At 65.7% G+C, this 16,061-nt stretch carries 11 protein-coding genes; 5 read left to right on the forward strand and 6 right to left on the reverse strand.

The features are described from left to right. Positions 1-122: 122 nt before the first annotated feature. Positions 123-1,742 carry a glycoside hydrolase family 9 protein gene (locus A9Z00_RS01280; RefSeq protein WP_296973526.1) on the forward strand — a complete coding sequence of 540 codons (1,620 nt, stop codon included), beginning with the start codon at positions 123-125 and terminating at the stop codon, positions 1,740-1,742. Positions 1,743-1,825: 83 nt separating this feature from the next. Here the strand turns inward: A9Z00_RS01280 and A9Z00_RS01285 are convergent, their stop codons facing one another. From A9Z00_RS01285 to A9Z00_RS01300, 4 genes are all read right to left on the reverse strand, one after another. Continuing rightward, a complete protein-coding gene (locus A9Z00_RS01285) occupies positions 1,826-2,536 on the reverse strand; it encodes a type 1 glutamine amidotransferase (RefSeq protein ID WP_296973527.1) in 711 nt (236 codons plus the stop codon). Positions 2,537-2,669: 133 nt separating this feature from the next. Further along, the gene (locus tag A9Z00_RS01290; protein ID WP_296973529.1) at positions 2,670-2,960 is read right to left on the reverse strand and encodes an alpha/beta-type small acid-soluble spore protein; all 291 of its coding nucleotides are present in this window, start codon (positions 2,958-2,960) and stop codon (positions 2,670-2,672) included. 445 nt (positions 2,961-3,405) lie between these two features. Beyond that, a complete protein-coding gene (locus tag A9Z00_RS01295) occupies positions 3,406-4,239 on the reverse strand; it encodes a 1,4-dihydroxy-6-naphtoate synthase (RefSeq protein ID WP_296973640.1) in 834 nt (277 codons plus the stop codon). A gap of 8 nt (positions 4,240-4,247) precedes the next feature. Next, the gene (locus A9Z00_RS01300) at positions 4,248-4,946 is read right to left on the reverse strand and encodes a futalosine hydrolase (RefSeq protein WP_483316246.1); all 699 of its coding nucleotides are present in this window, start codon (positions 4,944-4,946) and stop codon (positions 4,248-4,250) included. 308 nt (positions 4,947-5,254) lie between these two features. Between A9Z00_RS01300 and pepT the strand changes: the two genes are divergently transcribed. Together pepT and A9Z00_RS01310 are read left to right on the forward strand one after the other, a co-directional pair. After that, complete coding sequence (pepT, locus tag A9Z00_RS01305; RefSeq protein WP_296973531.1) at positions 5,255-6,499, forward strand: peptidase T; 1,245 nt, start codon at positions 5,255-5,257, stop codon at positions 6,497-6,499. Between the two features lie 319 nt (positions 6,500-6,818). After that, positions 6,819-7,955, forward strand: coding sequence for a zinc-dependent alcohol dehydrogenase (locus tag A9Z00_RS01310; RefSeq protein ID WP_296973533.1), 1,137 nt, complete (start codon positions 6,819-6,821; stop codon positions 7,953-7,955). A gap of 179 nt (positions 7,956-8,134) precedes the next feature. On the opposite strand, the gene greA is transcribed toward A9Z00_RS01310, so the two are convergent. Further along, on the reverse strand, positions 8,135-8,611 hold the full coding sequence (greA, locus tag A9Z00_RS01315; RefSeq protein ID WP_296973534.1) for a transcription elongation factor GreA: 477 nt from the start codon (positions 8,609-8,611) through the stop codon (positions 8,135-8,137). Between the two features lie 323 nt (positions 8,612-8,934). Between greA and thrC the strand changes: the two genes are divergently transcribed. Further along, a complete protein-coding gene (gene thrC / locus A9Z00_RS01320) occupies positions 8,935-10,326 on the forward strand; it encodes a threonine synthase (RefSeq protein WP_296973537.1) in 1,392 nt (463 codons plus the stop codon). A gap of 148 nt (positions 10,327-10,474) precedes the next feature. Further along, positions 10,475-11,332, forward strand: a complete 858-nt coding sequence (locus A9Z00_RS01325) for an AraC family transcriptional regulator (RefSeq protein WP_296973538.1) — start codon at positions 10,475-10,477, stop codon at positions 11,330-11,332. Between the two features lie 70 nt (positions 11,333-11,402). Here the strand turns inward: A9Z00_RS01325 and A9Z00_RS01330 are convergent, their stop codons facing one another. Beyond that, positions 11,403-15,821: an endo-1,4-beta-xylanase gene (locus A9Z00_RS01330; protein WP_296973539.1), complete on the reverse strand. Its 4,419-nt coding sequence runs from the start codon at positions 15,819-15,821 to the stop codon at positions 11,403-11,405. Between the last annotated feature and the right edge of the window lie 240 nt (positions 15,822-16,061).

Genomic DNA, 16,061 nt, shown 5'->3' on the forward strand with positions numbered 1-16,061 from the left:
ACCGGTATGTACGCGCTTTCGAAAAAACGTCCGCCGGTTGTGTCCGCGACAATCTCGACGGAGCGCATCTCCGCTTCCATTATCGCACGCCGGGCGGACGGAAGGGAAGGGAGCGATCGCTGTTGGCTCATGACATCTGCCCCATCGCCGTCAACCAGATCGGGTACCCCGCGCGGGCGGCGAAGACGGCCTGCTTCACGAAGGCCGGTGAATTCCGGGTCGTCGACGCCGCGACCGGCGAGACCGTCTACACCGGCCGCACGGGCGAGGCCCGACACGACCCGGACAGCGGCGTCAGCGTGGCGCACGGCGACTTCACGGCACTGACCGCGCCCGGCCGCTACCGGATCGAAATGGACGGGGCATCGTCCGCGGCGTTCGACATTTCCGATCGCCCTTACCACGAGCTGCACCGCGGCCTGCTCAAAGCCTTCTACCATTTCCGCTGCGGCATGGACCTTGTGCCCGAAATCGCCGGACCGTGGTCGCGCGGCGCCTGCCACTTGAAGCCCGCCGTCGTATACGGCGATCCCGAGCGCCGGATCGACGGCCGGGGCGGCTGGCACGACGCGGGCGACTACGGCAAATATACGGTGCCCGCCGCAAAGGCGGTCGCCGACCTGCTGCTCGCGTACGAATGCTTCCCCGGCGCGTTCCGCGAGCCCGTGCCGATTCCGGAGACGGACGGGCGCATGCCGGATGTGCTGCACGAATGCCGGTACGAGCTCGATTTCCTTTTCAACATGCAGGACGAAGCGACGGGCGGCGTGCACCACAAGCTGACGACGCTCGGCTTTCCCCCGCTGAACCGGAAGGCGGAGGAGGACGACGGCGACCTCTACGTCATGCCGGTTTCGCCGACGGCGACGGCCGATTTCGCGGCGGTCATGGCGCTCGCTTCCCGCGTCCTGCGGCCGTTCGATCCCGCCTATGCCGACCGCTGCCTCGCGGCGGCGCGCCGGGCGTGGGACTGGCTCGAGCGGCATCCGGACGCTCCCGGATTCAGGAATCCGCCCGGCGTCTCCACGGGCGAGTACGGCGACCGGCGGGGCGACCGCGACGAGCGGTACTGGGCAGCGGCCGAACTGTACCGCGCGACCGGCGAGGCGGCGTATCACGAGGCGTTCCGGCGGCTGGCGCGGGAGGATTTCGACCGGTTCGCGCTCGGCTGGGCCGACATGGGCGGCTACGGCACGGCCGCCTACCTCATGAACGGCCGGGACCGGGCCGACGCCGCGCTGTACGACGAGCTGCTGGAGGGGCTTCGCGCCGAGGCGGACCGGATCGCCGGGCTCGTCGACGCCTCCGGCTACCGGGTATCGCTGGAGCGGCACGAATACGTCTGGGGCAGCAACATGCTCGTCATGAACGACGCGATGCTGCTCCTGATCGCCGACCGGCTGCTCGGAAACGAGGCCTGGCGCGCGGCGGCGCTCGACCAGATCCATTATCTGCTGGGCCGCAATGTGCTCGGCATCAGCTTTGTGACCGGTTACGGCGAGCGGTCGTGCCGGGATCCGCATTACCGCCCGGGCGTCGCGGACGGCATCGACGATCCGGTTCCCGGCTTCGTCGCGGGCGGACCGAACGCCGGCCTGCAGGACGAGCGCATGCGCGCGGAACTGCAGGGCAAACCGCCGGCGCAATGCTACGTCGACCACCGGGACAGCTACGCCGGCAACGAAGTGGCGATCTACTGGAACTCGCCCGCCGTATTTGCGGTGTCGGCTTTTGCGGAATAGACCGGCGCGCCCGCCTCAACCGGCCGGCCGCGCTCCGTTTCCGCCGTCCGCGGAACGCCGCAACCGGCCGGCCGCGCGCGGCGTCACCCCGCCGCGCGTTCCTCCGCGTGCGCCGCGAGAATCCTGTCCAGAATCCCGCGCAGGTACAATGCCGAATCGGCGCAGCGGGACGCCTTCCCGAGGATCTCCCCGGCCGATTCGATCCACCGGCCCGGCACCAGCTCGCCGGCCCAGGCTTCCGTCATCGTCTTCATGCATTCCGGCGTCGTCTCGAGATGGAACTGCAGGCCGAGCAGCCGGTCGCCCCAGGCGAACGCCTGGTTTCGGGTGGCGTCCGAGTAGGCCAGATGCACCGCGCCCTCCGGCAGGTCGAACGTGTCGCCGTGCCAATGGAACGTCCAGAACACCTCCGGCAGCCCGCCGAGCAGCGGGTGGCGGGCCTCCGTCCGGCGCACCGGATGCCAGCCGATCTCCTTCTCCCGGTTCCGGTACACCCGGCCCCCGAGCACCTCCGCCAGCATTTGCGCGCCGAGGCAGATGGCGAGCACCCGTTTGCCGCACCGGATCGCTTCCCGCAGGAACGCCTTCTCCGTCTTCAGCCAAGGATGCCTGTCTTCTTCGGTGACGCTCATCGGGCCGCCGAGGATGACGAGCAGGTCGAAGCTGTCGGGCGGTGGAAACGGCAGACCGGACGGAGGCTCGAACCGTTCTACGGGACAGCCCCGCTCCCTTGCCCATGTCAAAATAACTGACGCATCATCAAACGAAAAATGCTTCAATACAAGCAAACGCATCGCTCCACCCTCCTCTTGCGTCAATTATTTTAACATGCTAGCTGTCGGAGCGGCACATCCCGCCCGATAAAATGATGCAATCACCCCGATAAATAAAAAAAGGGCCCCGTCCGGGGCACCCGTCCTGTATCCGTCACATGCGCGGCGTCTGTCCGGCCAGCCGTTCCTGCGCCATGCGGATCATCTCGCGCACCATCGGGCCGCCGATGCGTCCGCCGATTTTTCCCGCCTCCCCGGTGCGCAATTCGCCGCCCGCGCCCGGCTGAAGCGGAACGCCGATCGAGCGCGCGATCTCGTATTTCACGTCGTCCGGCCGGGCCGGATTGACCGCCCAGCCTTCGCGCCGCATCACGTCCGCCTTCAGCGCGTCCAGCGCCGGTCCGGCTCCGGGAACGACGGGCCTTCTTCTGCCTCTCCTCGCCATGTCCGCCGCCTCCTTTCGCGCTTAACTTCCCCGCCCGGACGCATTTTAACCGCGTGAATCGTTGCCAGCCCGGCCGGCGACGGCGGCGCTCCGGCCGGACTTCGTGCGGCGGGCGATCGGACGGACGCGGACGGGCGCGCGGGCCGGGCCCGCGGTGCGGATGCGTCGCGGCATGCGAACGGTTTGCCCCTGTTTCGTCCGGTCCGGCGCCGGAATCAAAAATAAGCGCAAAGACTTCTTCTATTCTTCCGCGCAGCCCCGATATTCCCCGTAACCAAAAAAAATAAGCGAAATTTTTGCGCCTGATTCGGACCCGACGCCGGAATCCGACAAACGCAAATGGTTCGCTTGTTCCAACATGCCGGGTACCGGAGCTTCACCAATGGGGGAATCCCGGGACTCGGCATATGCCGGGCATACCGGGCCCCGGCGAACGCCCGAACCGCTACCCGCAGCGCAACGCCGCCAAATCGAACGGGGGCACGAGCCCTTCTTGCACGGCGCGGCCGAGCAGCGCTTCGACCGCCGCGTAGCCTTCCTCTCCGAGATCCGCCGTGAACCGGTTCACGTACAGATCGATGTGGGCCTGCGCCACCTCGGGCTTCATCTCCTGCGCATGGCGCAGCACGTATTCGCGCGACGCCTCCGGGTGCGCCCAGGCATATTCGACGGAGGCGCGGATCCAGGACGCGATGCGCTCCCGGTCCAGCGACCGCCGCGCCACGATGGCGCCGAGCGGTATCGGCAGCCCCGTGTCCTCTTCCCACCAGCGGCCCATATCCTCGACGAGGGACAGCCCGTATTCGTGGTACGTGAAGCGCGCCTCGTGGATGACGAGGCCGGCGTCGATCTCGCCGTCCCGGACGGCGGGCATGATGCGATGGAACGGCATGACGACGATCTCGCCGACGCCGCCCGGCACATGCCGGGCCGCCCACAGCCGGAACAGCAGGTACGCCGTCGACCGGTCGCTCGGCACGGCCACCCGCTTGCCCGCGAGCGCTTCCGGACCGGCCGGACGCGCCGTCAGCACGAGCGGGCCGCAGCCGCGGCCGAGCGCGCCGCCGCACGGCAGCAGGGCGTACCGGTCGAGCACCCAGGGCAGGGCGGCGAAGGATATTTTCAGCACATCGAATGCCTCGGACTCGGCCGCGTAACGGTTCGTCCTGTCGACGTCCGCATACGTCACGTCGAGCTTCGGCGCTCCCGGCACGAGACCGTGCGCCAGCGCATGGAACACGAACGTGTCGTTCGGACACGGCGAATAGGCGATGCGCAACGTATCCATCAGTTCCCGAAAACCTCCTTCGCGGCGGCGAACGCCGCCTCCAGCGCGGCAAGCGCCTCGGGAATGCGCCATGCGGCGCGATCGCGCGGACCGACCGCGTTCGATACGGCGCGCAGCTCGACGACCGGCACGCCCGCATCGGCGGCCGCCGATGCCACGCCGAAACCCTCCATCGCTTCGGCGGCGGCACCGGGCACGCGGCGCGCGCGCTCGGCCGCCGTGGCGGCCGTTCCCGCCGCGGTCGAGACGGTCAGCACCGGGCCGCGGCGCAGCGGCAGGCCGGCCGCTTCGATCCGCCGCGCAAGCCGCTCCGTCCAATCCGGGTCGGCCGCGATGCGCGACGCGCCGAACCCAAGCTCGTCCACCGTCAGGAAACCGTTCGGCGTCTCGGCGCCGAGATCGGCGGCCGCGATCACATCGGCCAGCACGAGATCGCCGATGCCGGCGGCGCCGGTGAATCCGCCGCCCAGGCCCGCGCTGACGACGAGGCGCCATCCGCCGCGGGCGAGGGCCGCCGCGGTCCGCGCGGCCGCCGAAGCCGGGCCGACACCGGCGATCCGCACCTCCGCCCGCGGACAGCCCGCGAGGCCGCGCAGTACCGCTTCCCGCTCCGCTTCCACCGCCGTCATGATGAGAATGTCCGGTTCTGCCTTCCGGTCCATGGGCCGGTCCGCGCCGGCCGGGCTCATCCGCTCCATTCCCGCCGCACCTCCGCCATGCATATAGGGAAGATTCTGTTCCCGGCCTTCGCCCCCACGGCGCAGGCGGCGGTGCCGGGCAGTCCGTCGGCCGAACGGCCTTCACGTGCGCCTTCATGCGCGCGGTGAAGGCACCGCCGGTCTGCAGCTTTTCCCATTATAACCGAAGGGGCGGGGAACCGTAAGGTCCTTCGCCGCTTCACGGCGGACACGTCCCCCGCTCCCGCCGCGCGGCCCCGCCGGTTGCGGCCGGCCCGGACGAATGCCTATAATAACCCAATAATCCTTTCCACGGGAGCGATGCCGCGATGAAACAGGAGCTCATCGAGCGCCTCGTACGTTACGTGCAGGTGGACACCCGGTCCGACCCCGAAAACCCGGGCTGTCCCTCGACCCCCGGCCAGCTCGAGCTCGGCCGCATGCTGGTCGAAGAGCTCAAGGCGATCGGCCTGGCCGACGCGTCCATGGACGAGAACGGCTATGTCATGGCCACGCTGCCGGGCAACACGGACCGCCATGTGCCGGTCATCGGCTTCCTCGCCCATCTCGACACGTCCCCCGACTTCACCGGCGCGGGCGTGAAGCCCCGGATCGTCGATCCGTACGCGGGCGGCGACATCGTACTGAACGAGGAGCGGGGGATCGTGCTGTCGCCGGACGAATTTCCCGAACTCGAACGGTACCGCGGCCACACGCTCGTCACGACCGACGGCACGACGCTGCTCGGCGCGGACAACAAGGCCGGCATTGCAATCATCATGACCGCGATGCATGATCTCGTCCGGCATCCGGACATCCCGCGCGGCACCGTGCGCGTCGCCTTCACGCCCGACGAGGAGATCGGCCGCGGCCCGCACCGGTTCGACATCGCCCGGTTCGGCGCCTGGGCGGCCTACACCGTCGACGGCGGCCCGTCCGGCGAGCTGCAGTACGAGAGTTTCAACGCCGCGCAGGCGGATATCGAAATCATCGGCAAGAGCGTCCATCCCGGCACCGCCAAGGGCAAAATGATCCATGCCGCGAAAATCGCGATGGAGCTTCACGCGAAGCTGCCCGCCGCGGAAGCGCCCGAGCACACGGAGGAACGCGAAGGCTTCTACCATCTCGTCCGGTTCGAAGGCGACGTCGGGCGCGCCCGGCTCCAGTACATCATCCGCGACTTCGACCGGGACAAATTCGAGGACCGGAAGGCGTTCCTCGCCCGCATCGCCGCCGAACTGCAGGCGGTCTACGGCAAGGACCGGATCCGGATCGAGATGAAAGACCAGTACTACAACATGCGGGACAAAATCGAGCCGGTGCGCGCGATCGTCGACATCGCCGAAGACGCGATGCGCGAGCTCGGCATCGAACCGGTCATCCGGCCGATCCGCGGCGGCACCGACGGGTCCCAGCTCTCCTGGATGGGGCTGCCGACGCCGAACCTGTTCACCGGCGGCGAGAACTTCCACGGTCCTTACGAATATGTGTCCGTCGATGTCATGGAGCAGTCCGCCCGGACGGTCATCGGAATCGTGAAGCGGTTCGCGGAGCGGGACTGGCCCAACCCGTAAGCGCCGCATCGCCGGCGGCGCGCATTGGCCGGTGCCCGTCCGGATACGGGCGGAACGCGTCCATCCGGAAGACCGCCGCGTTCCGTTCCCTGAACGCACCGGCTCCCGACGGGAGCCCGCCGGCGAATCAAGTCCGCCCGAAATCCGATCCGGTGTCCGAAGCCCGCATGTACGCGGCGAGCCCGTCCATCATCCGCCCGCCGCCATGCCGGCCGGCTGACCGGAGAGTCCGCGGACGCCCCCGGTATAACATGGATGCGATTGGACAACCTACCGGCAGGCGAACCCACACCGACTGAGGCGGGGGGATGCTTTGCACATGAAAGCCGTCACGTACCAGGGCGTCCGCACCATTGAAGTGAAGGAAGTCCCCGAACCGCGCATCGAACGGCCCGACGACGTCATCGTCCGGCTGACGGCGAGCGGCATCTGCGGCTCGGACCTTCATCTCGTGAGCGGCATGGTCCCGGACCTTCCGAAGGATTTCGTGCTCGGCCACGAGCCGCTCGGCATCGTCGAGGAGGTCGGACCGGAGGTCCGACACGTGAAAAAGGGCGATCGGGTCGTCATCCCGTTCAACGTGAGCTGCGGCGAATGCTTCTACTGCCGGCACGGACTGGAGAGCCAATGCGACAATGCGAACGAGAACGCCGAGGTCGGCGCCGTGTTCGGCTTCTCCGAGGAGGGCGGAGGCTTCCCCGGCGCACAGGCCGAATATTTGCGCGTGCCCTACGGCAATTACCTGCCGTTCCGCGTACCCGAAGACTGCGAGCTGACCGACGAACGGCTCGTCCTGATCTCCGACGTGCTCCCGACGGCGTACTGGAGCGCGGAGAACGCGGGCGTGAAGCCGGGCGTTACCGTCGTCGTGCTCGGCTGCGGTCCGATCGGGCTGGCGACACAGAAAATGTGCTGGCTGATGGGCGCGGAGCGCGTGATCGCGGTCGAGGCGGTCGATTACCGGCTGGATCACGCGAGGCGGACGAACCGGGTGGACACGGTGAAATTCGAATCGCCGAAGGAGACGGGATACCTGATCAAGGAGATGACGGGGGGAGGCGCGGACATCGTCATCGACTGCGTCGGCATGGAGGCCAAAATGACGCCCCTCGAATACGTGGAGACGATGCTGAAGATCCAGGGCGGCTCGCTGAGCGCGCTCAGCACCGCCGTGCAGGCGGTGCGCAAGGGCGGGGTGATCCAGGTCACGGGCCTGTACGGGATGCGTTACAACGGCTTCCCCTACGGGGACATCTATTCCCGCAACGTGACGCTAAAAGGCGGCCTCGCACCGGCCGTCCGCTACATGCCCGTCGTCTACGACCTGATGGCGCAGGGCCGCCTCGATCCGGCAGACATCGTGACCCACGTGATGCCGCTCTCGGAAGCGAAAGAGGGGTATGAAATATTCGCGAAGCGGAAGCAGCATTGCATCAAGGTGATCCTGCGGCCGTGACGGCCCGCGTCGATGCCCTCGCCGGCGCCGCCGGGCCGAACCGGGCGGCAGCGCGGGCCGACGGAGCATGCGTGAACGGACGGCCGCGGCGCACCGGCCCCGCGCAGACGGCGAACCGGATTCCCGAACCCGTACTGCCGCCGCAGGGCACGCAACGGCTCGCTGCGATGGAGCCTCGTTCAGCCCTTGACTTCGAGCACCTTGTACTGGATGACACCCATCGGAGCGCTCACGTTCACCGTATCGCCGGCCTTCTTGCCGAGCAGCTCCTTGCCGAGCGGGCTCTCGTAGGAGATTTTGTTCTCGTTGACGTTCGCCTCCGCCGGGCTGACGATCCGGTATTCGATCTTCTCGTCGAACTCGAGGTCATGCACGAGGACGGTCGAGCCGATCTGGATCGTGCCGTCCCGGTTCTCTTCGGGATTGACCACCTTGGCCGTCCGCAGCATCCGCTCAAGCTGCTTGATGCGCGTCTCCATGAACGCCTGCTCTTCCTTGGCGGAATGATATTCGCTGTTCTCGCGGAGGTCTCCGTAACTGATCGCCACCTTGAGCCGCTCGGCGAGCGCCTTCCGCTTCGGTCCCTTCAGCTCGCGGAGCTCTTCTTCTAGTTGTCTGTAACCCTCAGGTGTCAGGATCAGTTCGTCGTTCGCCATGGTTTTTCCACTCCCCATCAATTGCATAACCCTCTATATTTTACCCCAAGCCCGCCGGTTTCGATAATCGATGATCCGCAAAAAATGCGCGTTTTGCCCGCCCTGCCGGCGCTCTCCCGCCTTCCGCGGACGTCCGGCGGATATCTGCCCCTCTTCCTCGGCCGCATGCCGCAGCATGGCACAGCGTGCAAACCTTGCCGCCGTAACCGTCCGAACGCGAGGAGTCGACCGGACGGGCAACCTGATGTACAATAGGGGGCATGGAGGAAGCGGCCCGGTCCGGACGCCGCTTCACATCAAGCGCATGCGACAGGGAGTGCGATATGAAGTACATCAGCACCCGGGGCGGGGTCGCCCCGATCGGATTCACCGACGCCATCCTGATGGGGCTGGCGGACGACGGCGGACTGCTCGTGCCGGAGCGGCTGCCGCAGGTCCGGGCGGACACGCTGGAAGCGTGGAAGAAGCTGCCCTACACCGCATTGGCGCTGGAGATTCTGGCGCTGTTCATGGAGGAGGACATCCCGCGGGACGAGCTGAAACGGCTCGTCGACGCCAGCTACGCGACGTTCCGTGATCCGCGCGTCACGCCGGTCGTGAAGCTGCGCGATGACCTGCACGTGCTCGAACTGTTCCACGGCCCGACGTTCGCGTTCAAGGACGTGGCGCTGCAGTTCCTCGGCAACCTGTACGAATACGTCGCGGACAGGACCGGTTCCGTCATCCACATCCTCGGCGCGACGTCCGGGGATACCGGCGCCTCCGCGATCGAGGGGGTGCGAGGCAAGAAAGGCATCAAGATCTGCATCCTTCACCCGCACAACAGGGTCAGCCGCGTGCAGGAACTGCAAATGACGACGGTGCAGGACGACAACGTGCTGAATCTCGCCGTCGAGGGCACGTTCGACGACTGCCAGCGCATCATCAAGGAGCTGTTCGCGGATGTTCCGTTCAAGCGCCGGCATCACCTGCGCGCGATCAACTCGATCAACATCGCCCGCATCCTCGCGCAGACGGTGTACTACTTCTACGCGTACTTCCGGCTGGCGGAGCAGGGCCACGAAGGGCCGGTCAATTTCAGCGTGCCGACCGGCAACTTCGGCGACATCTACGCCGGCTACCTCGCGAAGCGGATGGGCCTTCCGGTCGGCAAGCTCATCCTCGCGACGAACGAGAACGACATCCTCGCCCGCTTCTTCGGGAGCGGCGTCTATCAGCCCGGCGAGTTCCGCGGCACGTACAGCCCTTCGATGGACATCCAGGTGGCAAGCAACTTCGAGCGCTATCTCCATGACCTGCATGACGGCGATGCCGGCACGGTCGCTTCGCTGATGGAGCGGTTCAAGGCCGAAGGCCGGATTGAAGTCCCGGCGGACGTGCTGCGCCGGGCGCGGGGCGACTTCACCGCGTACAGCGTGTCGAACGACGAATGCCTCGACACGATCGCCCGCTATTACGAAGCGTACGGCTACCTGCTCGATCCGCACACCGCCTGCGGCGTCGCGGCCGCGGACCGGCGCGCGGAAGCGGGTGAGGTCACGATCGCGCTGTCCACGGCCCACCCCGCCAAATTCGACGAGGCGATCCGGCTGCGGAACATCACGCAGGTCTATCCGGAGCCGATCCAAGCGCTGTTCGGCAAACCGCGCCGCGTCACGGTCGTCGCGAACTCGCGCGACCGGGTGAAGGAGCAGCTCGAGGCGTTCTTCGCCTGATCCGGCATGCCGGCGATCGCCGCCGCGCCGTCGGCGCCCGGCCGGTGCGCCGCCGCAGACTTTGCCGCCATCTGTCATCGGAGAGCAAGCCTGAACAGGCGGCTTTGCGGCCTCTCATGCTAAGTTGGGAAGCAGGAGGACGATGCGGATGGAATGGCTGGAGCGGATGAACAGGGCGCTGGACTACATCGAGCGCCATCTGGAGGATGAAGTGAACATCGAGGAAGCGGCCCGTGCGGCCTGGTCGTCGGCGTTTCACTTTCACCGGCTCTTCCATATGGTGACCGGGCTTACGGTGACGGAGTATATCCGGCGCAGACGTCTTACGCTGGCGGCGCAGGAACTGGCGTCGACCGCAACCCGGGTCGTCGATGTCGCGCTCAAGTACGGATACGATTCGCCCGAGTCGTTCGCCAAGGCGTTTCGCCGGCTGCACGGCGTATCGCCGTCGGAAGCGCGCAACCCCGGCGTCCGGCTGAAGGCTTTTCCCCGCATGGAATTCCAATTATCATTGAAAGGAGTTCATGCGATGGATTATCGGATTGTCGAACGGGAGGCCTTTCACGTCGTCGGGAAGGTGCTGCACACGACGCTGCAGGAAGGCGAGAATTTCAGGGCAATTCCGGCATTCTGGAATTCCGGTTATGCGGATGGCTGGATCCCGCGCCTCGAGTCGCTCGCGGGCAAGATGGCGATGGGCGTCTGCCTGCCGATCGCGCCCGGCAGCGAAGATTTGACGTACATGATCGCCGTCGAAGGCGGACCGGAACTTGCAGGGGACGAATGGACCGGGTACACGGTGCCGGCGCAAACCTGGGCCGTGTTCACGTCGGTCGGCCCGCTGCCGGGTTCCATTCAGGACACGATCCGGCGCATCTTCCAGGAATGGTTCCCGGCGACGAACTACGAGCATGCTCACGGACCCGAACTGGAGGTGTACCTGGACGGCGATTCGTCCGCGCCCGATTACCGCTGCGAAGTATGGATTCCGATCGTGAAGAAGTAGCATGAGAAGGAAGGGGCCGTTTCCCGGCAGCCCGCGGCTGCGAGGGGGACGGCCCCGATTGGTTTGATCCTCAGAGCGACCAGATCCGGTGCAGGACGACGGCCGCCTGCGCGCGCGTCAGCGGTTTTGCGGGGACCAGCTGACCGCGCGAGCCGATCACGATCCCGGCCGCCGTGAGCTTCTCCGCGCTGCTCCGCGCGTAGCCGGCCACATTGCCGGCGTCGGGGAATCCGGCGAGGGAACCTCCCGCCGGAAGCGGCCTGCCCGCGGCCGCCAGCGCCCGGTCAACCATCACCATCATATCCTGGCGGATGAGCGGCGCGTCCGGACGGAACCGGTCTTTCCCGTCGCCGCGGATGATGCCGAGCTGTTTCGCGATCCTCAATTCCGCGGCGTATTGGTGCGATGCCGGCACATCGGCGAACAGACTTGCGCCTTCATCGGCGGCGCGCAGTTCCAGCAGCCGGACGAGGGCGGCGGCGAATTCCGCCCGGCCGATCGGCTCGTACGGCCACCGGGGGTCGGCGGACACGGCGAGGATGCCGCGGGCCTCCATCGCTTCGATCGCCTGCACCGCCCAGGGCGCGCTTGCGATGATGTCGCCGAACTTCACGTCCGCGTAGACGACCGCGTAGACGCTGAAGTGGGTCGTGCGGAACACGACGGCACCCGAATCGGCGTCATAGCGGCCGTTCGGCACGGCCGTCGCGCGGCCTTCCCCGTCGATGTACCAGATGACGATCCGGTCCGGATGGGCGAGCTCCTCGTCCGCCGGTTCGTACGGGATGGACACCGTTACCGGCGCGTCCGGGTTGTTCCACGCGACCGCCTCGCCGTCCGCGAGGACATTCAGGCTGATCACCGGCCGGCCGCCGATCGCATGGCGCACGCCTTCGTCCAGATCGTCGGCATCGACCCGCTCGATCGCAATCGTGACCGTCCCGGCCCCTTCCGCGATGCCGGCCAGCATGTTCGACGGCAGGTCGATCGCGCCGAGCGGCGTCTTCAGCCGGATCACGTACGGTTCGTCACCGTCCAGGACCGACCGCGGCAGCCCGACTTCGACGGCATCGGCACCTTCCGCCGCAAGGTCGATCACGATGATTCTGCTTCCGCCCGCATCCGGCGCCGCGTTTTCCAGCGCACGGGCCAACGTGTCTTCCGTGAGGCTCGCCTTCGCCCGCCCGTTCTCGACGACCGGCTTGACGCTCACGACGCCGTCGTCCGATACGGACGGCTGCGGAGCGGAAGACGGCGGAGGCAAAATCACGACTGCCGGCTTGCCGGTCAATTCCAGCACGCCGAACACGGACGGATCCTGCCAGCCCTGGCCCGTCGTGTCGTTCCAGATCGCCACGCTCTGGCGGCTGCCGTCCTTCGCGTCGTTGATCTGCGCGTCGAATCCGATGAGATGGCCGTTCGCCGGCGTGATGATTCGGAACGGAATCTTCATCTCGACGGTATAGTTCGTGCCGTCCACCACCACCGCGGATTCGAATCCTTCGGCGATGCCTTCCGGATTGAACGTCGCTTCATTTTCGTAGTTGACGCGATACTGGCCGACGCCCGGTCCGTAGAACGGATCCTTGCTGTTCGTCTCGTCGAGGAAGACCTCGACCGAATCCTGCTCCCACGGATTGACGCTCGCCTTGTCCAGCTCGGTATCCTGAACCTTGAACAGGACATACAGGTTTTGATCGTCCCAGAGCACCCGGGCTGTACCTTTCGCGCCGTTATGCGCCGTCTGATATTTGATGATCGGCAGTTCTTCCGCCCGGCTCCATACCTCGTCCTCCTCGCCGTCCACGACGGGAGTGCCGTAGGCGGCGGTTCCTTTCTCGTATTTTTTTTCCCTGGGCGGATGCTCCTCGAGGAACCCGTCCGGATCGATGACGGCGTAATAGGCCGGCTTCGCCTGGAACCGGCTGTCGAACAGCAGCGGGGCGTTCTCCGAACGCCAACTCGTGCCATCGTCCACGCCCCAGAACGTGACGCGCGTGATATGGTCGGCGTATTCCTTGTACAGCTTGAACAGCTGCGCGTACAGCTGGCCTTGCCGGATCGCCTGATCTTCGGTCAGCGTGCCGTTGTCTCCGGCCATGACATCCAGCTCGGTGATGCCGATCTTCACGCCGATCGAGATGAAACGCTCGATGGAGGCGCGCACGTTTTCCGGATTCGTGTTCAGGTTGTAGTGCGACTGCATGCCGACGCCGTCGATCAGTTTCCTGTCGGTTCCCGTCTCTTCGGCATACCGCTCGTTGAGCTCCTTGACCATGTTGGCGATGGCCCGCGCCTTGTTCTGGTTGTCGTCGTTGTAGTCGTTGTAATACAGTTCGATGTTCCAGCCATGCCGGTCAATCACTTCGCGTGCGGCCTTGAACGCTTCGTAGATGAAGTCGGGACCGATCGCGTAATACCAGCCCGACCGGCGCAGCGAAGCCCGCCAATCCTCGGGATTGGGCGGATTGTCGTTCATCGCCTCGTTCACGACGTCCCAGGACACGACCCGCTCGCCGATCGTCTCGACGACGGTCCGGATGTGGGTGCGGAGATTGTCCAGCGCTTCTTCCCGGCTCAGGTAGAGGACGTTGCCGTTCTCATCCCTGAGCGGATTGCCGTTCGCGTCCACCTGCGTGTGCAGCCAGTTCGGCGACTGCGCATGCCAGACCAGCACGTGGCCGTGCACCTTGAAGCCGTTCGCGATCGCCTGCTCGGCCAGCCTGATCTCGTCGGTCAGGTCGAATTCCCGGGTACCCGGCCTGTAGGCGTACTCCGGCTTCATCAAGTTCTCCGCGGTCAGCATCGCGAAGTGGTGCTTGAGCATCTTCGAACGGACTTCGTCGTCGAAGTTGCCCGGATTCATGATGGTGCCGATCGGGAAGTAGTCCTTGTAAACGTCCTTGAGCGACGGCAGCGTGAAATCCGGGTTCGGGCCGGCCACGGGACCGATGTACTTCATCTCGAAATCGTCGATCAGGAAGGTGCGGGGCTCACCGTAATCGTTCGCCACTTCCACGTAGACGTTCAGCGGGCTGCCCGGCGTCACGGACTGCGTGTACCGGCCGCTGAGCTGCACCCATTCCCGGTCCGTCACCGTCACGTTCGGCGACACGTTGGCGAAGCTGTTCTCGCCGTATTGCACGCTGATCCGGATGACCGTCGCCTCTTCGCCCGGGGCCATCTTCGCCCAGACCGAGAATTCATACTGGTGACCGCGGGCCAGCTTGCCCTGCAGGTCGAGCAGCGGACCGTCATATTGCCGCTCTGCGGTCGTCTTCAGGCTCTGTTTGCCGTTCGGGGTATGGTTGTCTTCCGTCGTCACCTCGATGCCGTCGGTCCTGGCCTCTCCGGGTGCAAACCGCCGTACCCAGTTCCCGATGCCGCTTTCGAAATCATCGAAAAGGCCGCTTTTGTCGACATCTCCCGGCTCCTCGTCCGCGGGCGGCGTGACTTCGACGATCAGCACTTCGTCGATGTAGATGTCCGAGGTGAGCGTGTTGCCCTCGCCCGGCTCGATCCAGATCAGCACTTCTTCCGTTTCTGCCGGAATTTCGACGCGGGCCTCGAACAACGTCCAATCCTCGTCCGACACCTCCTGGTTACCGACCAGCCAGGGATAGATGTTATCCAGCAGCGGCGAATCGATTTTGGAGGCGATGTGGAAATCACCCGAACCGCTGCCGAGCCTCACCTTCAGCGAAAGATCGTAGATGCCGCCGGGCTTCACCGTGTAGGTCAGATTCAGCATCGGTTGGCTGCCCGCGCTCTCTCGGTTCGTGAATTTCAGCGATTTGGTGCCGTCCGATGCGACTTCCTCGGAAATCTCCAGCGTTCCCTGTCCGCCCCAGGGTTTGTGCGACCAGCCGGTGTAATCGTCGTCTTCAAAGCTTTGGTAAAGCACCACCCGGCCTCCCGGCTGGGTCGAACTTCCTTCCTTCACCAGGACAAACCGGATGTCGCCGATGTAGTAAGGAACCGTCCGGCCCGCCTCATCCGTCTGGATGCGGAACGACTTCGCGCCCTCCGGCACGGTGAACGTGTGGGTCAACGTCGCCGGCACGCCCGGGCTCAGTTCGATCGACTTCTCTTGCTGGTACTGATCGTTCTGCATGACGACCGCAGCCCTGATCGTCAGCTTGTCCAGCCCTGCCATATCGGCCGGATCCGCGTAGACCAGCGCGGTGACGGTGTACGTGTTCCCGATCTGTATCGGATCCGGGACATAATAATCCGCGGCGTCCCACGCATTCTTGCGATTTGTCACGTACAGCGCACCGCCGTCTTCGTTGCCGGCGAAATAAACGCCGGTCTTGGGCTCAAGTTTGGCGTCGCCGGATTGGACCGTTTTGCCGATGCCATCCGCGAATGTCTCATGATAGACGACGTTTTCGCCCTCCTCCGCCAAGGCGGGTGCGGCGAAGCCGCCGGGCACCAGCAGAAGCAGCGCCAGCAGTGAAGCCAATGATCTTCGCAGCTTGAATCGCATGAAACCCGATCGACCTCCTGTTCGATATAAAGCGCTTTCATTTCAACTACCAATCATAACCCGCAAGTTCCATATTGTGGAGATGAAGAATCTAAGATTTTCCTGTGGAAAGTTTAGATGCGCAACCACTGCGGCGGCGGGCCGGCCGGAAAAGGAGCCCCGCGATCCGGCCCGCGATTTCCGCTATAATGGGGTCGTCGGGCGGATGCCGCGGCCTGCCGGATGCGGCCGCCGGCACGG

Source organism: Thermobacillus sp. ZCTH02-B1, assembly GCF_002159085.1.
In the GTDB taxonomy this organism is placed as follows: domain Bacteria; phylum Bacillota; class Bacilli; order Paenibacillales; family Paenibacillaceae; genus Thermobacillus.